The sequence below is a fragment of the Enterobacter cloacae complex sp. HYC074_NIDB genome (assembly GCF_056673345.1).
On the sequence record NZ_CP114214.1, the window covers coordinates 3,271,734 to 3,292,802 of the forward strand.

The window sequence follows — 21,069 nt, forward strand, 5'->3', positions numbered from 1 at the left end:
CGAATTACGGCCTTGTAGTAGAAGCAGAATTAACAAACCACTGCTGGATGTTACCCATCGCGGAGTGCGAGGTATCCAGAATCGGCTGCGGATAGAAGCCCAGCAGCACCAGCAGTACGACCAGCAGCAGGATGATGAACAGCTCTCGCAGCGACATCCCCGGCAATTCTTGTGCAGCAATTTCACTCTTCGCTTTACCGAAGTAAGCGCGGTGCAGCATCGCCAGCGAGTACACGGAGGCAAACACCAGACCAAAGGTGGAGATGACGGTGATCGTCGGTACCACGTTGAAGCTGCCGAACAGGATCATAAACTCGCCGACGAAGTTACCGGTACCCGGCATACCCAGAGTCGCCACCGCGAAGAACATGGAGAGCGCCGGCAGCCATTTCATTTTGCCCCACAGACCGCCCATCATACGCATGTCGCGGGTATGCAGACGTTCGTACAGCTGACCACACAGGATGAAGAGACCGGCAGCGGACAGGCCGTGCGCAATCATCTGGATCACCGCGCCTTGGTACGCCAGCTGGCTGCCGGTGTAGATGGCAATCAGCACGAAGCCCATGTGGGAAACGGAGGTGTAAGCAATCAGACGTTTGATGTCGTACTGCGTGAAGGCCATCCATGCACCGTAGAAGATACCGATCACGCCCAGCCACATGGCAATCGGCGCGAACTCTGCGGAGGCGTTAGGGAACAGCGGCAGGGAGAAACGCAGCAGACCGTAAGCCGCGGTTTTCAGCAAGATACCCGCCAGGTCAACGGAACCTGCCGTTGGTGCCTGAGAGTGCGCGTCCGGCAGCCAGCCATGCAGCGGAACCACCGGCATTTTCACCGCGAAGGCGATAAAGAAGCCCAGCATCAGCAGGTATTCCACGCCGTGGGACATCGGGGTCTTCAGCAGGTCTTCGTAGTTGAAGGTCCAGACACCGGTCGCGTTGTAATGCACAAACACCAGCGCCAGGATGGCAATCAACATCACCAGACCACTCGCCTGGGTGTAGATGAAGAACTTGGTGGCCGCCGTGATACGCGTTTTACCGTCGGATGCCTTGTGACCCCACAGCGCGATCAGGAAGTACATCGGCACCAGCATCATCTCCCAGAAGAAGAAGAACAGGAACATGTCGATGGCCAGGAACACGCCGATCACGCCGCCCAGGATCCACATCAGGTTCAGGTGGAAGAAGCCCTGGTATTTTTCGATTTCTCGCCAGGAGCAAAGTACCGCCAGAACGCCGAGCAGACCGGTCAGCACCACCATCAGCAGCGACAGACCGTCAATCGCGAGGTGGATCGTGATACCGAAACGTGGGATCCACGGCAGGATAAACTCAGACTGCCACTGCGGAAGGCCCGCAGACTGGGTCAGTGAGTAGCCACCCTGCAACCACAGTTGCAGGCCAAGCGCGAGCGTCAATCCCATGGTGATCAGCGCGATCCAGCGCGGCACCTTCACGCCAAAGCGTTCGGTCTGCCAGCACAGGAAGCCGCCGATGAAGGGAATTAATATTAGCCAGGGTAGTAACATGGCGATTTACATTCCTTTTTAAGGCCCCCAGCAGGGGCCTGATTTTCAACGAATTCGAATAAAATTCACTTTACGATCAACGCAACACCATCAGCAGCGCCAGTACGACAACCGCACCGATGCTCATGGACGCCACATACCAGCGCAGATAACCGTTCTCGCTGAACAGCAGGCCTTTACCTGCAAAGCGAGAGAGGATCGCCGGGATATTCATCAGGCTGTTCAGTGGATCGCGCTTCAGCAGCCACGCAATGCCCAGGAACGGCTTCACGAAGATCATGTCGTACAGCCAGTCGAAGCCCCACGCGTTGTACCACCAGGTGCCCAGCAGACGGCCCGGCGCGCTGTTGGCAACGGCAGTCACCAGCGTGCGTTTGCCCAGCCACAGCCATGCGGCAATCAGGATGCCCGCTATAGCCACTACGCCGGAGGTGATTTCAAGCGTCAGAACGCGACCGTGCTCAAGCTCGGTTGTTGCCGGCAGTACACCCTGCAACGGTGGCACAATCATCGCGCCAACGAAGGTGGACAGGACCAGCAGCACAATCAGCGGCAGGTGGTGGGTAATCCCCTTCCCTGCGTGAGCGTGAATTTGTTCTTTACCGTGGAAGACGATGAAAATCATACGGAAGGTGTACAGGGAGGTCATGAACGCACCGACCAGACCCGCAACCATCAGATTGATATGACCATTCGCCATGGCGCCCGCAAGGATTTCGTCCTTACTGAAGAAGCCCGCGGTAATCAGCGGCAGTGCCGCCAGCGCCGCGCCGCCCACCAGGAAGCAGACATAGACCAGCGGGATGGACTTACGCAGTCCGCCCATTTTGAAGATGTTCTGCTCGTGGTGGCAGGCCAGGATCACCGAACCGGATGAGAGGAACAGCAGCGCTTTAAAGAACGCGTGCGTCATCAGGTGGAAAATGGCTGCGTCCCACGCCTGAACGCCCAGCGCCAGGAACATGTAACCAATCTGGCTCATGGTGGAGTACGCGAGAACGCGTTTGATGTCGGTCTGCACCAGCGCGGCAAAGCCTGCCAGCACCAGCGTAACCGCACCGACAATACCCACCAGATACAGAATTTCCGGGGTCATCAGGAACAGGCCATGGGTACGCGCAATCAGGTAGACACCGGCGGTAACCATGGTCGCGGCGTGGATCAGCGCGGAGACAGGGGTTGGACCCGCCATCGCGTCGGCCAGCCATGTCTGCAACGGCAGCTGCGCGGATTTACCCACGGCGCCACCCAGCAGCATCAGCGTTGCCCACCACAGCATGTTGTTGCCTGCTTCGAAGTGCGCCGGCGCCAGTTCCACCATTTCGCGGAAGTTCAGCGTGCCCAGTTCGTTGTAGAGAATGAACAGCGCGAAAGCGAGGAAGACGTCACCCACGCGGGTCACGACGAACGCTTTCATGGCCGCTGCGCCATTCTTCGGATCGGTGTAGTAGAAACCGATCAGCAGGTAAGAGCACAGACCCACGCCTTCCCAGCCCAGATACATCAGCAGCAGGTTATCGGCCAGCACCAGAACCACCATGCTGGCGATAAACAGGTTGGTGTAGGCGAAGAAGCGGGAGTATCCCTCTTCACCGCGCATGTACCAGGAGGCGAACATGTGGATCAGGAAGCCGACGCCGGTGACCACGGAGAGCATGGTCAGAGACAGACCATCCAGCACCAGGTTGAAACCGATGTTGAAGTTACCGACCGACATCCAGTTCCACAGCGGTACGCTGTAGGCCTGACGTCCATTGTTAAAGAAGTCGATACCCGCATACGCTGTGACCAGCGCAGCCAGGCCGATAGAGCCAATGCCCACGGTGGCAGACAGATTCTCAGACCAGCGGCCGCGAGAAAACGCCAGCAGCACGAAGCCAATCAGCGGAAAAATAATGGTTAAGGCAAGCATGTTCATCCACGCAACTCACTTACTGAATCGATGTTCAGGTTCTGGCGGCGACGATGGAGCTGTAGCAACAGCGCCAGGCCAATACTCGCTTCAGCAGCCGCGAGGCTGATGGCGAGAATGTACATCACCTGACCATCGGTCTGGCCCCAGTAGCTGCCGGCGACCACAAAGGCCAGCGCGGAAGCGTTGATCATGATTTCCAGACCGATCAGCATAAACAGCAGATTGCGGCGGATAACCAGACCGGTTAAGCCCAGAACGAATAAAATCGCAGCGAGGATCAGTCCATGTGTTAAGGGGATCATGCGCGTTCCTCCGTTTTTCTTTTCGCGCGGTCGTCAGTGCGGTTGCTCAGCACCTCGCCGACACGCTCTTCGCGGCCAACGTGGAAGGCCACAACCAGACCCGCCAGCAGCAGCATCGAGGCCAGCTCAACCGCCAGAACGTACGGACCAAACAGGGTGATACCCACGGCTTTCGCGCTGATTGGCGTCCCGTCGATACCCTGGTCGTTGACGCCCAGAATGGCGTAAACAATCACCGCCAGCATGATGGCCGAAAGAATCGCCGGGCCAATCCACACCTGCGGTTTTAACCACTGACGTTCCTGCTCAATTTCAGAGCCGCCCAGGTTGAGCATCATCACCACGAACACGAACAGCACCATGATGGCCCCGGCGTAGACGATGATTTCCAGCGCACCGGCGAAGTGCGCGCCCAGCGCAAAGAACACCCCGGAAATAGCCAGCAGCGAGATGATTAAATACAGCAGCGCATGCACCGGATTGGTGTGCGTGATCACTCGCAGCGTAGCCAGGATGGCGATAAGGCCACAGATATAAAAAGCGAATTCCATTGCCCTCTCCTTACGGTAACAGGCTCTTGACGTCGATAGGCTTAGCTTCGTTCTCAGCTTCGCCTTTATCTTTGCCGTCGATTGCCATACCCGCCATCCGGTAGAAGTTATATTCCGGGTATTTGCCCGGACCGGAAATCAGCAGATCCTCTTTCTCGTACACCAGATCCTGACGCTTGTACTCACCCAGCTCGAAGTCTGGAGTCAGCTGAATCGCCGTGGTTGGGCACGCTTCTTCACACAGACCGCAGAAAATGCAGCGTGAGAAGTTGATGCGGAAGAACTCAGGATACCAGCGGCCGTCTACCGTCTCTGCTTTTTGCAAAGAGATACAGCCCACCGGACACGCTACCGCACACAGGTTACAGGCAACGCAACGCTCGGAACCGTCCGGGTCGCGCGTCAGCACGATACGTCCACGGTAGCGCGGCGGCAGATATACCGGCTCTTCCGGGTACATCCGGGTTTCGCGTTTGGCAAACGCATGCAGGCCGATCATCCAGATACTGCGTACCTGGGTGCCGAAACCTACCAATAATTCTTTTAAGGTCATGATCTCAAAGCCCCTTATGGCTGCTGCCAGAGAATGACAGCCGCCGTTACCAACAAGTTGACGAGCGTCAGCGGCAGGCACACTTTCCAGCCGAAGGACATTACCTGGTCATAACGCGGACGCGGTAACGCTGCGCGAATCAAAATGAACATCATCATGAAGAACGCGGTTTTCAGCGCGAACCAGATGAACGGCGGTAAGAACGGGCCATGCCAGCCACCAAAGAACAGGGTTACCATCAACGCCGAAATGGTGACGATACCGATGTACTCGCCCACGAAGAACAGACCGAACTTCATACCGGAATATTCAATGTGGTAACCGTCGGCCAGTTCCTGTTCGGCTTCTGGCTGGTCAAACGGGTGACGGTGACACACCGCCACGCCCGCGATGGCAAAGGTAATAAACCCAAAGAACTGCGGGATAACGTTCCAGATGTCGGCCTGGTTGTTGACGATGTCGGTCATGTTAAATGAACCGGCCTGCGCCACCACGCCCATCAGGGAGAGACCCAGGAACACTTCGTAGCTCAGCGTCTGCGCGGAAGCACGCATCGCACCCAGCAGCGAGTATTTGTTGTTACTGGACCAGCCTGCGAACAGCACCGCGTAAACCGCGAGGCCTGCCATCATCAGGAAGAACAGAATGCCGATGTTCAGGTCAGCGACCACCCAGGTCGGGCTGACCGGAACGATAGCAAACGCCAGCAGCAGCGAGGTGAAGGCGATCATCGGCGCCAGCGTAAAGATCACGCGGTCCGAGAAGCGCGGAACCCAGTCCTCTTTAAAGAACATCTTGATCATGTCCGCGACCAGCTGGAGTGAACCACCCCAGCCCACGCGGTTCGGTCCGTAACGGTTCTGGAACAGACCGAGCAGACGACGTTCACCAAAGCTCATGAACGCGCCGCAGGTGACCACCACCAGCAGAATCACAACCGCTTTCAGAATGCTCAGCAGGATGTCGATAAGATCCGGCGTTAACCAACTCATGCTTTTGCCTCCTGAAGGTTATCAAGATGCGCACCCGCCAGGACCGGCGCGATGCCAGGCATACCCATCGGCAGACCCACCTGCCCTGCTGACAGGCGTTCAGAAATAATCAGCGGCAGGCTGATTGTCTGGCCGTCGTAGCTAAAGGCAATGTTCGCACCCGCGTTAACGCCAAGCTTCGCGGCATCCGCCGGGTTGAGCTTGATGTACGGCTGCGGCATACGCTGCTGGAATACCGGAGATCGCTGGGACATTTCGTCGCTACCGAACAGATGGTAGTACGGTGCAATACGCCAGTGACCTTCCTGCGCCTGGAAGCTCGCCGGAACGGTGGTGAAGAAGTCCAGACCGGTTTCGGAGGCTTCAATCAGACGCACGCCCGGATCGCCGTGGCGCAGGTGACCGCCCACTTCAGCCTGGAATTTGTTCCATGCCTGCGGGGAGTTCCAGCCCGGTGCCCATGCAAACGGGATTTGCGAACGCGGCGCAGACGGCTGGTTGTTCCCTTCCATCGAGAAGGCGAACATGGTGTCTTTATCCTGCGGCTGACGCGGTTCGTGCACGCTGATGTTGGCGCGCATCGCGGTACGACCGCTGTAGCGGTGCGGCTCACGCGCCAGTTTCTGGCCGCGAATGCGGAAGCTTGCATCCGGCGCGGCATCTTTAATACCCGCCAGCTGAGGCAGTTTCTCAACAACCGCGTCGATAACGTGGTCGAGCTGCGTCCAGTCAACTTCACGGCTCTGCACGGTGCTGTGCAGAGAGTGCAGCCAGCGCCAGCTTTCCAGCATCACGGTGTTGCTGTCGTAGTAGGCCGGGTCATAAACCTGGAAGAAACGCTGGGCGCGACCTTCGTTGTTGATCACCGTCCCGTCGCTTTCTGCGAAGCTTGCCGCAGAGAGAACGAGATGCGCTTTGTCCATGATCGCGGTGCGCTGATGGTCGATAACCATCACCAGCGGCGCTCTGGAGAGCGCGGCATCAACGCGAGCGGCAGAAGCATGGCGATGCAGGTCATTTTCCAGCACCACAACGGCGTCAGCGGCACCGGATTCCAGTTCGCTTAACGCGTCTTCCAGCGAGCCGCCGCCAATCATACCCAGACCGATGCTGTTCACCGCACGGGCAATCATGGTCACACCAACGTCAGCGCCGCGTCCCTTCAGGGCTTTGGCAACGTTCGCTGCGGCCTGAATGATTTCAGCGCTACCGGCGTTGGTACCGGAAATAATCAGCGGTTTCTTCGCCCCCGCCAGCGCCTGAACAATCACGTCGACCTTGTTTTGCAGGTCGCGATCCAGTTCAACGGCCGGCGAGTTGCTGTCCAGCGCGTGGGCAATGGCAAATCCGAGGCGCGCCTGATCTTCAACCGGCGCGCAGTAGGTCCACGCCGCGATATCGTCCAGACGGGTGTTGTCGACGTTAGTCACAAACAGAGGATGCTTCGCGCGCTGACCGATGTTGAGGATGGCCGCAATCTGCCAGTCAGCCACTTTCTGCGCCGCTGCCATTTCACGTGCTTTGCCTTTCACCGCCTGACGAACCGCCAGGGCCGCGCGTGCGCCAGTCTGCGTCAGATCTTCACCCAGCACCAGAACCGCATCATAAGATTCGATTTCGCGCAGCGCAGGCGTGTGAATGCCGCCTTCACGCAGCACTTTCAGCACCAGCTGGAGACGTTCCTGCTCGCCCTGGGCGATACCGGTGTAGAAGTTTTCCGCCCCAACCAGCTCGCGCAGCGCGAAGTTGCTTTCGATGCTGGCGCGCGGGGAGCCAATGCCGATCACTTTCTTCGACTGACGCAGAATATCTGCCGCGCCCTGCATCGCCTGCTCAGCGTTGAGGGTAATGACGTCATCGCCACGGCGCTGAACCGGCTGACGCGGACGGTCTTTCAGGTTCACATAGCCATAGCCGAAACGACCGCGGTCGCAGAGGAAGTAGTGGTTAACGGTACCGTTGTAACGGTTTTCGATACGACGCAGTTCGCCGTAACGTTCACCCGGGCTGGTGTTACAGCCAAGGGAGCACTGCTGGCAGATGCTTGGCGCAAACTGCATGTCCCATTTACGGTTGTAACGTTCAGAGTGGGTTTTATCCGTGAATACGCCGGTCGGACAGATTTCTACCAGGTTACCGGAGAATTCACTTTCAAGCGTACCGTCTTCCGGACGACCGAAGTAGACGTTGTCATGCGCGCCATACACGCCCAGATCCTGACCGTCTGCATAATCTTTGTAGTAACGCACGCAGCGGTAGCAGGCGATGCAGCGGTTCATTTCGTGAGAGATGAACGGCCCCAGATCCTGGTTACGGTGGGTACGTTTGGTAAAGCGATAGCGACGGAAGCTGTGACCGGTCATGACGGTCATATCCTGAAGGTGGCAGTTACCGCCCTCCTCACACACCGGACAGTCGTGCGGGTGGTTGGTCATCAACCACTCCACCACGCTTTCACGGAACTGTTTGGCTTCTTCGTCATCAATCGAAATAAAGGTGCCTTCGGCGGCTGGCGTCATACAGGACATCACCAGGCGACCACGCGTGTCTTCCGCGTTTTGATATTGCTTCACCGCACACTGGCGGCAAGCACCGACGCTGCCCAGCGCCGGATGCCAGCAAAAGTACGGAATATCGAGGCCAAGAGACAGACAAGCTTCCAGCAGGTTGTCCGCCCCGTTGACTTCGTATTCTTTGCCGTCTACATGAATCGTAGCCATTAGCATGCTTCCAGTTGGCTCGGCCGAAACCGAGCGTTAATCAAAATTCTGTTTTTACCAGCGCGCTTTCAGCAGGTTCGGCTGAATACCATTGATCGAATGGGTATTGCTGAACGGCTGCTTGATGCCTGCTTCGAATTCGTCGCGGAAATATTTAATCGCGCTTTGCAGCGGCTCGACGGCGCCCGGTGCGTGGGCACAGAAGGTTTTACCCGGTCCTAAGAATCGACACAGTTGCTCAAGTGTCTCGATATCGCCAGGCTGGCCTTCGCCACGTTCGATAGCACGCAGGATCTTCACGCTCCACGGCAGACCATCACGGCACGGTGTGCACCAGCCGCAGGACTCGCGGGCGAAGAACTCTTCCAGGTTACGCACCAGGGATACCATGCCGATCTCGTGGTCGACGGCCATCGCCAGCGCGGTACCCAGACGGCTACCTGCTTTACCAATGCTTTCGAACTCCATTGGCAGGTCAAGGTGGGCTTCGGTCAGGAAGTCCGTCCCTGCCCCACCCGGCTGCCAGGCTTTGAATTTCAGGCCATCGCGCATGCCGCCGGCGTAGTCTTCAAGAATTTCCCGTGCGGTGGTGCCGAACGGCAGCTCCCAGACGCCAGGGTTCTTCACCCGACCGGAGAAGCCCATCAGCTTAGTACCAGCATCTTTGCTTGAGGAGATGCCCTGATACCACTCCACGCCGTTCGCAAGGATCGCCGGGACGTTACACAGGGTTTCGACGTTGTTGACGCAGGTCGGTTTACCCCACACGCCGGAGCTTGCCGGGAACGGTGGCTTGGAGCGCGGGTTCGCGCGGCGGCCTTCCAGGGAGTTAATCAGCGCGGTTTCTTCACCGCAGATATAACGCCCGGCACCGGTGTGCACGAACAGCTCGAAGTCAAACCCGGTGCCCAGGATGTTTTTACCCAGCAGTCCCGCTTCGGTGGCTTCGGCAATCGCGCGACGCAGGTTTTCCGCCGCTTCGATGTATTCGCCGCGCAGGAAGATGTAGCCACGGTACGCTTTCAGCGCGAACGCGGAGATCAGCATGCCTTCCACCAGCAGGTGCGGCAGCTGTTCCATCAGCAGACGGTCTTTATAGGTACCCGGCTCCATTTCATCGGCGTTACACAGCAGGTAACGGATGTTCATGGATTCATCTTTCGGCATCAGGCTCCACTTCAGACCGGTGGAGAAGCCTGCACCACCGCGGCCTTTCAGGCCAGACTCTTTCACCGCGTTAACGATGTCGTCCGGCGCCATGCCGCCAAGGGCTTTACGCGCACCGGCATAGCCGTTTTTGCTCTGATATTCGTCGAGCCATACCGGCTGTTTGTCATCACGCAGACGCCAGGTCAGCGGATGCGTCTCAGCAGTACGAATTACAGTTTTCATTTGTACTGCTCCAGCAGGTCAGGAATCGCTTCCGGCGTCAGATGGCTGTGAGTGTCCTCATCAATCATCATGGTCGGCCCCTTGTCGCAGTTACCCAGGCAGCAGGTTGGCAGCAGAGTAAAACGTCCGTCGAAGGTGGTCTGGCCCGGCTTAATATTGAGTTTCTTCTCAATCGCAGCCTGAATGCCCTGATAACCGGTGATGTGGCAGACCACGCTGTCACAGTAGCGGATCACATGGCGGCCTACCGGCTGACGGAAGATCTGGCTGTAGAACGTGGCTACGCCTTCTACGTCACTTGCCGGAATGCCCAGCACTTCTGCGATCGCATAGATCGCCCCATCCGGCACCCAACCACGCTGTTTCTGTACGATTTTCAGCGCTTCAATGGACGCCGCACGCGGGTCTTCGTAGTGGTGCATCTCGTGCTCAATGGCGGCACGCTCTGCTTCACTCAGCTCAAAAGCCTCGGTTTGTGGTTGTTGATTCTCGTGCATAATTAGCGGTCCACATCTGACATAACAAAATCGATACTACCCAGATACACAATCAGGTCGGAGACCAGACTGCCGCGAATGGCGGCCGGGATCTGCTGCAAGTGCGCGAAGCTTGGCGTACGCACGCGGGTGCGGTAGCTCATGGTGCTGCCGTCGCTGGTGAGGTAGTAGCTGTTGATACCCTTGGTCGCTTCAATCATCTGGAAGGATTCCTGTGCCGGCATGACCGGGCCCCAGGAAACTTGCAGGAAGTGGGTGATCAGGGTCTCGATATGTTGCAGCGTGCGCTCTTTCGGTGGCGGCGTCGTCAGCGGGTGATCCGCCTTGAACGGGCCTTCCGGCATGTTGTTGAGGCACTGCTCAAGGATGCGCAGGCTCTGGCGCAGCTCTTCCACTTTCAACATCACGCGGGTGTAGCAGTCGGAAACACCGCCGCCAACCGGGACTTCAAAGTCGAAGTTCTCGTAACCAGAGTAAGGACGCGCTTTACGCACGTCGAAATCAATCCCGGTCGCACGCAGGCCAGCACCGGTAGTCCCCCACTCCAGCGCTTCTTTCGCGCCGTAGGCAGCAACGCCCTGGGAACGGCCTTTCAGGATGGAGTTACGCAGCGCGGCTTTCTCGTAAGACGCCAGACGTTTCGGCATCCAGTCGAGGAATTCACGCAGCAGACGGTCCCAACCGCGCGGCAAATCGTGCGCCACACCACCAATACGGAACCAGGCTGGGTGCATACGGAAACCGGTAATCGCTTCCACCAGATCGTAGATTTTCTGACGGTCGGTAAAGGCGAAGAAGACCGGCGTCATCGCGCCGACGTCCTGAATGAACGTGGAGATGTACAGCAGGTGGCTGTTAATACGGAACAGTTCAGACAGCATTACGCGAATCACGTTAACGCGATCCGGGACGGTGATGCCTGCCAGTTTCTCAACGGCCAGCACGTATGGCATTTCGTTCACGCAGCCGCCGAGGTATTCGATACGGTCGGTATACGGAATGTAGCTGTGCCAGGACTGACGTTCGCCCATCTTCTCGGCACCACGATGGTGGTAGCCGATGTCAGGGACGCAGTCGACAATCTCTTCGCCGTCAAGCTGAAGGATGATACGGAACGCACCGTGCGCAGAGGGGTGGTTTGGACCCAGGTTGAGGAACATGAAGTCCTCGTTTTCGGTGCCGCGCTTCATGCCCCAGTCTTCCGGCTTGAAGGTCAGCGCTTCCATCTCCAGATCCTGCTTGGCTTTGGTTAGCTCAAACGGGTCGAATTCGGTGGCGCGTGCCGGGTAGTCTTTACGCAGCGGGTGGCCGGTCCAGGTCTGCGGCATCATGATGCGCGTCAGATGCGGGTGGCCGTCGAAGGTCATGCCGAACATTTCCCAGGTTTCACGCTCGTACCAGTTGGCGTTCGGGAAAAGTTTGGTGATCGTCGGCAGATGCATGTCGTTTTCAGACAATGCCACCTTGAGCATGATATCCGTGTTGCGGTCTATTGAGATCAGGTGGTAGAAAACGGAAAAATCCGCGGCAGGGAGACCCTGGCGGTGCGTTCTCAGACGTTCGTCCATGCCGTGTAAGTCAAACAGCATGACGTAAGGTTTTGGCAATTTCTTGAGGAAATCGACAACTTCCAGTAATTGCTCACGCTTCACCCAAACAACGGGTACCCCGGTGCGGGTGGCCTGAACAGTAAAGGCATCCGGCCCAAAACGGTTGCGCAGTTCGCCAATGACCGGGTCATCGAGATGATCCCGAGTCTGCCAGGCGGCTTCTTGCGCGGTTAAGTCGGTCATATTGTTCACCATTGCAAATGGTCCGTGGTGACTGTTAAGCCTGGCTTCGCGCTATTTGAGTAGTGATATGCGAAGGTGTTCTCCAGGCCCACAGGCGCAAATTAAATTTCGTCAGGCGTACGCAGGTTGGTGACGGCAATACGTTCACCACGTTTACGCTCGCGCTCAGACTGCATGTTCGCGCGATAGACACCCTGATCGCCAACAACCCATGAAAGCGGGCGGCGTTCTTTACCGATGGACTCCTGCAGCAGCATCAGCGCCTGCATATAGGCCTCTGGACGCGGCGGGCAACCCGGGATGTACACATCCACCGGAATGAACTTATCAACGCCCTGCACAACGGAATAAATGTCGTACATACCGCCGGAGTTTGCACATGCGCCCATGGAGATAACCCATTTTGGCTCCAGCATCTGGTCATAAAGACGCTGAATAACCGGTGCCATCTTGGTAAAGCAGGTCCCTGCCACCACCATCAGGTCAGCCTGACGCGGAGAAGCACGCAGTACCTCGGCCCCAAAACGCGCAACGTCATGCACCGCAGTGAATGACGTCACCATTTCAACGTAGCAGCAAGAAAGGCCAAAGTTGTATGGCCAGATGGAGTTCTTACGACCCCAGTTGACCATGTCGTGCATGGCATGTTCGAGCTTGCCCATGTACACGCTTTTGTTGACTTCTTGCTCCAGGGGGTCGGTTACGATCTCCTGTTTTTGCAGGGGGTAACGGTCATTCTCACCGTTAGGATCTATGCGGGTGAGCGTATAATCCATCTTATTGCCTCGCTGTTACTGCTGACGATTAGAGATACTGTTTTCCGGGTTGATGTGTTCACGGCGTGAACGCACAGGTGTCCAGTCCAGCGCGCCAATACGCACCAGATAAACCAGACCGGCCAGTAACACTAAAATGAAAATTGCGGCCTCGACAAAGCCCACCCAACCACTTTCGCGAATGGAGGTAGACCACGCGAAGAGGTAAAGCGCTTCCACGTCAAAAATGACGAAGAACATGGCTACCAGGTAAAACTTGGCAGACAGGCGTAAGCGAGCGCTACCTACTGAATCAATACCTGATTCGAAAGGTGTGTTTTTGTGCCTTGCGCGGGCGCGACCGCCCAGGAACCAGCCGCCGACTAACATCAGGCAGCACAGGCCAATGGCTACAATAAGAAAGATTGCGAATGCCCAGTGATGAGCGATGACTTCTGTGGATGTTGACATACTCATTGCTTACTCATCAAAAGTGATACCGACGACACTGCTCTTGCTGGCAGATGGGCATCACATCGATTCATGGGGAGGAACAAAATAACCTTACACTAACTGTCAGAAATGAGACATAGACAGCAAAATGATGGGGTTTTTTACTCCTTTCTATAACCTTTTGTCAACTTTAACAAAGGTTTCTTCACATTAAATTACAACGTGCGATTCTCATTAACATTTGGTGCCCTTTAACCCTGGTGGGTACATGACTTTCCGTCAAATGCATCTTGTTGAATCGTGTCCGTTTTGGAAGTAAAAAAAATAACCCTCCTATTTTGACAGGATTTGCCAACGATTCCTCCCCCCAAATGGGAGTATTTTCTTGATCTGAGACACGCTTTTGTTAATTCAATCAAAAAAACAGCAACATATTTCCTGTTTTTTTAACATCGGTGGGGTATGAGGTAAGTTAGACCAGGTCTTGTTTACATCTTAATCAAAAGCATTTTCTGCATTGATAAATAAGCGGTATTTGCTTTATCCCTGCTCCGCCCGCGGTTATGAATAGCAAAAAAAACCACTCGCAGGAAAAAATCATGCGAGTGGCTCTTTTTTGCACTTACATTTTGTTACGAGAATTTTGAGGGAATGATCACTCAAAATCCCCTTCCACAATCAGGGAGTCATCCCCTCCTTCGGGAGTAACAGCCGCGTACTGCCATGGATTGTGGTAGTTTTCCATTGCCTCGAATACCACTTTTGCCAGCTCGTTGTTGCTGGCGGCGTTATGGCACAGCAGGTACTCCGTATCCGGCAACGACGGGAGTCCCTCGGATTGACCCAGCACACGCAGATCGGGGCTCATCATTTCCACCGGACGGGCCGTTACGCCAAGCCCAGCCTTCACCGCCGCTCGCACTGCGGGCAAGGTTGACGCCACGTACGCCAGGCGCCATGGAATACTGGCTTCGTTGAGTGCTGCCAGCACCATATCGCGGAATGGACTGGGATCATCCAGCAGGACCAGGGGTATCGGCTCACCTTTCTGCAATACATACTCCGCGGCACAGTACCAGTGCGTTGGAGAAGTACGCAGCGTCAGGCTGTCAAACTGGCCAGGTCGATGCGTGGTGACCACCAGGTCAACCTCGTTTTCTGTCAGCATCTCAACCATGAAGGCATTGCGTTTAACGCTAACGTCCAGGGCAAGCTTCGGATAAACCGAGCTAATTCGGTTGAGAAGGAAGGGTAAAATGGTATCTGCTGATTCATCTGACGCCCCTAATGTTAACACTCCCTGAAGGTTGCTAAACATTAATGACATACAGGCTTCATCATTAAAGCGCAGTATCTTTCTGGCATAACCCAGAAGCTGAATACCATGTTCTGTTAAAAGCTTATTACGCCCATGACGCGCAAAAAGCTCTTTACCAACCAGTTGTTCCAGCCGCTGCATTTGCTGACTCACGGCGGACTGGGTACGGCAAACGGCGGCAGCAGCTGCTGCAAAAGTGTTGAGATCGGCGACCGCAACAAACGTTCTCAGCAGATCGAGGTCGAGATTCATTATCGGACGATTTGCATTTATCATATCTTTTCACTTTCAGGTTGCTCGTGCGGAGCTGCCCGGGTTGAAGCTGTGTGTAACAGTTAAGCAATTCCTTCTGAAGAGTTTCCCTCGCATCCCGGCCCGGCAGACTGCCTGACAGATAGTTATTGTACTGCGGTATATCACCAGTCAGAAATCACGTTTCATGACGTTATTTTTATTCTCTTGCGTCCAGGATATTTCTTTGTTTGCAGGTCGATGTAAATACCATAAAGAGTAAGACATGTTTTCTGCCATCTATATCGCAGCGTTGCCAGCGTAGCAAGATGTGACTTACCCAATCAGCCAGAGATAACTTTAACAATAACAATCGATTAATACAGAAAAGCAGAAGCCGATATACGTAACAGGCCTATCGCTATGCTGCATTCCCGAAACACATCTTAACCCAAATCCACTATATTTATAAGTCTTATTGCAATATTAAGGAGTTACCGCCAATGATAAGCAACTACACTCTTTTTATTAAAATTAACGAAAGTTGCATTTTCGTCGTTAATAATAAATAAAGTTTAATTTAGATTCAGGCCATTCATTAATAACCCTTAACATTAATTTCACATGAGTAACTTTTAGCCTGGCTTTGCTAATATGGCAATCGGTATCTCAGCATTCAGGTTTTACGAATGATCACTCAGGGGACTAATGCATCAGCCCGAATCGTCTTTTTATTTACACCAGAATAAAATTCCTAGTTACATGCAATTTTTAGCATAAAAAACCCATTAATAACCTTTATTACGATAAATTCAGGCACAAAATCACTCCCTCGTTAGAGTAAGCGATCACAGCGACATTCCCCGGTGGAACGAAATCTTCTTCTGTGCGCCCTTCAAAACGAAGCGCGGGGGGAGTACATTGTTCTGTGCACACTTCCACGGCAGGAAGTTGCAATAATAGCGAAAAGGTTAAAGGTTCATGTCCCCTATCGAAAAATCCAGCAAGCTCGACAACGTCTGTTACGACATCCGTGGCCCGGTACTCAAAGAGGCAAAACGCCTTGAAGAGGAAGGCAATAAGGTTCTGAAACTCAACATCGGCAACCCCGCGCCATTTGGTTTTGAAGCGCCGGATGAGATCCTGGTGGATGTGATCCGTAACCTGCCCACTGCACAAGGCTACTGCGATTCAAAAGGGCTTTACTCCGCCCGTAAAGCCATCATGCAGCACTATCAGGCTCGCGGTATGCGCGACGTCACCGTTGAAGATATCTACATTGGCAACGGTGTCTCGGAGCTGATCGTTCAGGCGATGCAGGCGCTCCTGAACAGCGGCGATGAAATGCTGGTTCCTGCCCCAGATTATCCGCTGTGGACGGCTGCGGTGTCCCTGTCCAGCGGTAAAGCGGTGCACTACCTGTGCGACGAATCCTCTGACTGGTTCCCGGATCTGGATGATATTCGCGCCAAAATTACCCCGCGCACCCGGGGTATCGTGATCATTAACCCGAATAACCCGACGGGCGCGGTCTATTCAAAAGAGCTGCTGATGGAGATCGTCGAGATCGCCCGCCAGCACAACCTGATCATCTTTGCCGACGAGATTTACGACAAGATCCTGTACGACGCGGCGCAGCACCACTCTATCGCCGCGCTGGCACCCGATCTGCTAACGGTCACCTTTAACGGACTGTCTAAAACTTACCGCGTTGCCGGTTTCCGTCAGGGCTGGATGGTACTGAACGGTCCGAAAAAACATGCGAAAGGCTACATTGAAGGGCTGGAGATGCTGGCATCCATGCGTCTGTGCGCCAACGTACCGGCGCAACATGCGATCCAGACAGCACTCGGCGGCTATCAAAGCATCAGCGAGTTTATCGTCCCAGGCGGCCGCCTGTATGAACAGCGCAACCGTGCATGGGAATTGATTAATGATATTCCGGGCGTCTCCTGCGTGAAGCCTAACGGCGCGCTGTACATGTTCCCGAAAATCGACGCGAAGCGCTTTAATATTCACGACGACCAGAAAATGGTGCTCGACTTCCTGTTGCAGGAAAAAGTGCTGCTGGTTCAGGGTACGGCGTTTAACTGGCCGTGGCCGGATCACGTGCGTATCGTCACCCTGCCGCGCGAAGACGATCTCGAAATGGCCATCAGCCGCTTCGGGCGCTTCCTCTCCGGGTACCATCAGTAGCGCTGACTATCCGCCGGGTAGCACTGCGCTTACCCGGCCTGCAACATCCGCAAATTTGCATCTTCCCTCCCCTCCCCGCACAATGAAGTCTGTCGCAGTGAAGACATAAGGTAACCTATGAGTCAGAGTCATTTCTTTGCCCACCTCTCCCGCCTGAAACTCATCAACCGCTGGCCGCTGATGCGCAACGTGCGCACTGAAAATGTGTCTGAGCACAGTTTACAGGTTGCCATGGTCGCGCACGCGCTGGCCGCGATTAAAAACCGCAAATTCAACGGGCAGGTGAATGCCGAACGTATCGCCCTGCTGGCGATGTACCACGATGCATCGGAAGTGCTGACCGGGGATCTGCCTACGCCGGTGAAATATTTCAACTCGCAGATTGCCCAGGAATATAAAGCTATTGAGAAGATTGCCCAGCAGAAGCTGATCGACATGGTGCCTGAAGAGCTGCGCGATATCTTCGGGCCGCTCATCGACGAGCATCAGTATACGGAAGAGGAGAAATCCCTGGTTAAGCAGGCCGATGCGCTGTGCGCCTACCTGAAGTGTCTGGAAGAGCTGTCCGCCGGGAATAACGAATTTTTACTGGCAAAAACGCGTCTGGAAAAAACGCTGGAATCTCGTCGCAGCGAAGAGATGGACTACTTTATGCGCGTGTTTGTGCCGAGCTTCCATTTGTCACTGGATGAGATTAGCCAGGATTCGCCGCTGTAGTTTTTTGCCGGGTGGCGGCTCCGCCTTACCCGGCCTACGTTTCTGCACTCACGCTAAAACGGGAATAACACCGGAATTAACACCACGCACACCACCATCACCAGCACGGTGAACGGCACACCCAGCTTCACGAAATCACTGAACCTATAATTCCCGGGCCCCAGCACCAGCGTATTGACCGGGGAAGAGACCGGCGTCATAAATGCCGCGGACGCCGCCATCGCAACCATCATCGCAAACGGATACGGCGAAACACCCATCGATTTTGCCATCGCCAGTGCAATGGGCGCCATCAGCACCGCCGTTGCGGTATTGGAGATGAACAAACCAATGGTGGCGCACATGACGAACAGGCAAACCATCATCAGGTACGGACCATATCCCCCGCCCGCGTCCATTAAGCCTTTTACGATCAAATCCACCCCGCCGGTTTTCTGTAGCGCCAGGGCGAAGGGCATCATCCCGACGATGAGAATAATGCTCGGCCAGTGAATCGCTTTGTAAGCGCTTTCGGCGTCGATACAGCGGAATTTGCCCATTAACAGACAGGCGATTATCGCCGCCACCGGGTTAGGGATCTCGTCCGTCAGCATCAGGGCAACCATCAATACCAGGCAAAAAATCGCATGGGGCGCCTGGCTGTGCGCCGGTGATGCATCGCTCTCTTCAATCGGCATATTCAGCACCACAAAATCGCGGCCTTTCTGCCCGAGCTGGCTAATCAGTTTCCAGTTGCCGACCACGAGGAAGATATCCCCCAGCAGGATCGGCTCATCCACCACCGCCCCTTCAAGGGCTACGCCATCGCGCTTCAGGCCTACCACGTTGAGGCCATAGCGGGTACGAAAGCCGATTTCACGCACGGTTTTGCCCAATAACTCCGATTCCGGGATCAGCGACACCTCGGCCATTCCCACATCCAGCGCCTGGTCAGAGAAATACTCGCCGCGCAGGACCATCGGCTCCAGCAGCTGCTCACTACAAAACTCCCGCAGATCCACGTCTGCGGTGGACATATCAATCAGCAGGACGTCACGCGCGCGAAACTCTGACACCCCGTTCACGTTAACGATCACCCGACGAAAACGACGCCAGCGCTCAACCCCGATGACGTTCGCGCCATAGCGTTCGCGTAGCTTAAGGTCATCCAGCCGCTGCCCCACCATAGGCGACCCCGGGCGGATAGCCAGACGTCGGGCACGCCCGGTCAGACGATACTCTTTAATCAGATCGCGGAAAGAGCGCCGCTTCCAGCCCTCTTTGGCTTTATCCTGCTTCTCCCCTTTCAGCGCAAAACGGGTCAATAGCATATAGATAATGCCCATCACCAGTACCACCAGCCCGATCGGCGTAACGCTGAAAAAGCTAAACCCCTCAAGCCCCTCACGGATCAGTTCGCTGTTCACGACGAGGTTCGGCGGCGTCGCGACCAGCGTCATCATGCCGCTGATGAGCCCGGCGAAGCTCAACGGCATCATCAGCCGCGAAGGGGAGATCTGCATCCTCATGCAGACGCTCAGCACGACCGGAATAAAGATGGCCACGACGCCCGTAGAGCTCATAAACGCGCCCAGCCCGGCGACCGTCAGCATCAGGTAAATCAGCATTTTGGTTTCGCTGCTGCCCGCCACTTTCACCAGCCACGACCCCATCATTGTCGCCACGCCGGTGCGGACCAGCCCGTCGCCAATAATAAACAGAGCGGCAATCAAAATTACGTTGGGATCGCTAAACCCGGAAAAGGCTTCCGGCAGGGAAAGGGTACCGCTTAGAACGAATGCGACAATCACAAACAGGGCGACGGCATCCATGCGCACCTTGCCCGTGGCAAAAAGAATGATGGCGATTAACAGCAGGCTCAGGACCCAAATCAGTTCACCGTTCACAACATGTCCTTGTCAGTGGAGGAGAAGCAATTCTGCCATAAAAAAGCCCCGGTAATGCGGGGCTATATCATGGGATTACATTTTTAGCGAGACGGTTACAACTCCGTCTGACGCCTTCGAGACGTCGATGGCGGTCAGGGTGTTAAGCACGAAATCCGCCTCCTCCAGCCGGGGGGAACCCGCCGGGACGTTAACGGCAATGACGTGGCTGCCGGCGTTCAGCCCGGCCAGCACGCCTGCCGCCGCGTCTTCCACCACCACGCACTCTGCTGGCGCAAGGCCGAGCAGTTCAGCGCCGAGCAGGAACGCATCCGGTTCAGGCTTGCCGCGCTTCACGCGCTCAGCGGTAATGAAGACGTCCGGCGTCGGCAAACCTGCCGCCTTATGGCGTGCATGCGCGACGGGAACCGAGCCGGAGGTGACGATAGCCCACGGGATCTGCGCTTCATTCAGGTGCTCAAGCAGTTCGCGCGCACCGGGCAGCGCGGTGATACCCTCGGTATCGGTAGCTTCAATCTGCTCAAGATAGCGGAACTCCGCCTGAATCTCTTCCTCAGAACGTCCCGCAAGGAAGTGCCGCAATGAGGTAATGGCCTGTTTGCCATGGATGAAATTTAGTACGTCCTGATGGTCAATGCCGTGCCGGTCGGCCCAGTGGCACCACGAGCGCTCCACCACCGGCAGCGAATCCACCAGCGTACCGTCCAGATCAAACAGAAAACCTTTACTCTGCACACGCACCTCCGTCAGGCATTAATGATTTGTTGAATTTCGTTGCTGCTTAAATGGTACTGGCGCGGACAGGCGTGCCACGCGCTCAGCATACGTTGATACTTATCCCACATCGGGGTCTGGGCGTTGAAGCCGTGCGTACCCGCATCAAAATGGGTGTAGCGCCCTTCGGTATTCACCATAAAGCGTACATAGCTCAGATAGCGCGCTTCCGTCGCAGCATCAAAGCCCAGGAACGTCACGCGGCGCTCGTCAATGGTCTGCTGGTCCTTCAGATTGGTCCAGGACACATGCAGCGCATGGTACATCTCCATGATGTCGATAACGATACGGCAGGTTTCCTCTTTCAGTTCGCCAAATTCGCGATCCAGTTCGCGCATCTGCAAGCCAAAACCACGTTCAACAATGGTTTGCAGGCGGCTGTAGCGCGCAGCGTTATCGGGATCAAGCATAGTCATCATCTTGTACTGGTTAGACAAAATCAGACGTTGAGCATGGGTCATTTCCATCTTTCGACTCCTGTAGCGCATTG

The 21,069-nt window shown here is 55.5% G+C and carries 18 protein-coding genes; 2 read left to right on the forward strand and 16 right to left on the reverse strand.

Features of this window, described 5'->3' with window-relative positions; translation table 11 throughout:
* Positions 1-4 precede the first annotated feature (4 nt).
* From nuoM to lrhA, 13 genes are all read right to left on the reverse strand, one after another.
* Positions 5-1,534, reverse strand: a complete 1,530-nt coding sequence (gene nuoM, locus O1724_RS15785; RefSeq protein WP_126296734.1) for an NADH-quinone oxidoreductase subunit M — start codon at positions 1,532-1,534, stop codon at positions 5-7.
* A gap of 76 nt (positions 1,535-1,610) precedes the next feature.
* A complete protein-coding gene (nuoL, locus tag O1724_RS15790) occupies positions 1,611-3,452 on the reverse strand; it encodes an NADH-quinone oxidoreductase subunit L (RefSeq protein WP_047653847.1) in 1,842 nt (613 codons plus the stop codon).
* Positions 3,449-3,751, reverse strand: a complete 303-nt coding sequence (gene nuoK / locus O1724_RS15795) for an NADH-quinone oxidoreductase subunit NuoK (protein WP_003861496.1) — start codon at positions 3,749-3,751, stop codon at positions 3,449-3,451. Before nuoK ends, nuoL begins: the two co-directional genes overlap by 4 nt.
* The gene (gene nuoJ, locus O1724_RS15800; protein ID WP_003861493.1) at positions 3,748-4,302 is read right to left on the reverse strand and encodes an NADH-quinone oxidoreductase subunit J; all 555 of its coding nucleotides are present in this window, start codon (positions 4,300-4,302) and stop codon (positions 3,748-3,750) included. The genes nuoK and nuoJ overlap by 4 nt, the downstream gene beginning before the upstream one ends.
* Positions 4,303-4,312: 10 nt before the next feature.
* Complete coding sequence (gene nuoI / locus O1724_RS15805) at positions 4,313-4,855, reverse strand: NADH-quinone oxidoreductase subunit NuoI (RefSeq protein WP_003861491.1); 543 nt, start codon at positions 4,853-4,855, stop codon at positions 4,313-4,315.
* A 14-nt stretch (positions 4,856-4,869) separates the two neighbouring features.
* The gene (nuoH, locus tag O1724_RS15810; RefSeq protein ID WP_003861490.1) at positions 4,870-5,847 is read right to left on the reverse strand and encodes an NADH-quinone oxidoreductase subunit NuoH; all 978 of its coding nucleotides are present in this window, start codon (positions 5,845-5,847) and stop codon (positions 4,870-4,872) included.
* Complete coding sequence (gene nuoG, locus O1724_RS15815) at positions 5,844-8,567, reverse strand: NADH-quinone oxidoreductase subunit NuoG (RefSeq protein WP_003861488.1); 2,724 nt, start codon at positions 8,565-8,567, stop codon at positions 5,844-5,846. Before nuoG ends, nuoH begins: the two co-directional genes overlap by 4 nt.
* Before the next feature lie 54 nt (positions 8,568-8,621).
* Positions 8,622-9,959 carry an NADH-quinone oxidoreductase subunit NuoF gene (gene nuoF, locus O1724_RS15820; protein WP_003861487.1) on the reverse strand — a complete coding sequence of 446 codons (1,338 nt, stop codon included), beginning with the start codon at positions 9,957-9,959 and terminating at the stop codon, positions 8,622-8,624.
* Positions 9,956-10,456 carry an NADH-quinone oxidoreductase subunit NuoE gene (nuoE, locus tag O1724_RS15825; protein WP_003861486.1) on the reverse strand — a complete coding sequence of 167 codons (501 nt, stop codon included), beginning with the start codon at positions 10,454-10,456 and terminating at the stop codon, positions 9,956-9,958. The genes nuoF and nuoE overlap by 4 nt, the downstream gene beginning before the upstream one ends.
* A gap of 2 nt (positions 10,457-10,458) precedes the next feature.
* Positions 10,459-12,261: an NADH-quinone oxidoreductase subunit C/D gene (gene nuoC / locus O1724_RS15830; protein WP_003861484.1), complete on the reverse strand. Its 1,803-nt coding sequence runs from the start codon at positions 12,259-12,261 to the stop codon at positions 10,459-10,461.
* Positions 12,262-12,350: 89 nt separating this feature from the next.
* Positions 12,351-13,025, reverse strand: a complete 675-nt coding sequence (gene nuoB / locus O1724_RS15835; protein WP_003861482.1) for an NADH-quinone oxidoreductase subunit NuoB — start codon at positions 13,023-13,025, stop codon at positions 12,351-12,353.
* Positions 13,026-13,040: 15 nt separating this feature from the next.
* The gene (gene nuoA, locus O1724_RS15840) at positions 13,041-13,481 is read right to left on the reverse strand and encodes an NADH-quinone oxidoreductase subunit NuoA (RefSeq protein WP_014071109.1); all 441 of its coding nucleotides are present in this window, start codon (positions 13,479-13,481) and stop codon (positions 13,041-13,043) included.
* Between the two features lie 631 nt (positions 13,482-14,112).
* Positions 14,113-15,051 (reverse strand): transcriptional regulator LrhA, encoded by a 939-nt coding sequence (gene lrhA, locus O1724_RS15845; RefSeq protein ID WP_003861473.1) that lies wholly within the window; start codon positions 15,049-15,051, stop codon positions 14,113-14,115.
* Between the two features lie 936 nt (positions 15,052-15,987).
* Between lrhA and alaA the strand changes: the two genes are divergently transcribed.
* Positions 15,988-17,202, forward strand: a complete 1,215-nt coding sequence (gene alaA, locus O1724_RS15850) for an alanine transaminase AlaA (RefSeq protein ID WP_003861471.1) — start codon at positions 15,988-15,990, stop codon at positions 17,200-17,202.
* 117 nt (positions 17,203-17,319) lie between these two features.
* Positions 17,320-17,919: a 5'-deoxynucleotidase gene (yfbR, locus tag O1724_RS15855; protein WP_003861468.1), complete on the forward strand. Its 600-nt coding sequence runs from the start codon at positions 17,320-17,322 to the stop codon at positions 17,917-17,919.
* A 53-nt stretch (positions 17,920-17,972) separates the two neighbouring features.
* On the opposite strand, the gene O1724_RS15860 is transcribed toward yfbR, so the two are convergent.
* The 3 genes from O1724_RS15860 to O1724_RS15870 all read right to left on the reverse strand — a co-directional run bounded on the left by O1724_RS15860 (position 17,973) and on the right by O1724_RS15870 (position 21,046).
* Entirely contained in the window at positions 17,973-19,805 is a 1,833-nt protein-coding gene (locus O1724_RS15860) for an SLC13 family permease (RefSeq protein WP_045350222.1), read from the reverse strand.
* Between the two features lie 75 nt (positions 19,806-19,880).
* Positions 19,881-20,540, reverse strand: a complete 660-nt coding sequence (locus O1724_RS15865) for a sugar phosphatase (protein WP_126296735.1) — start codon at positions 20,538-20,540, stop codon at positions 19,881-19,883.
* A gap of 11 nt (positions 20,541-20,551) precedes the next feature.
* Positions 20,552-21,046, reverse strand: a complete 495-nt coding sequence (locus O1724_RS15870) for a YfbU family protein (protein WP_003861461.1) — start codon at positions 21,044-21,046, stop codon at positions 20,552-20,554.
* Positions 21,047-21,069: the final 23 nt, after the last annotated feature.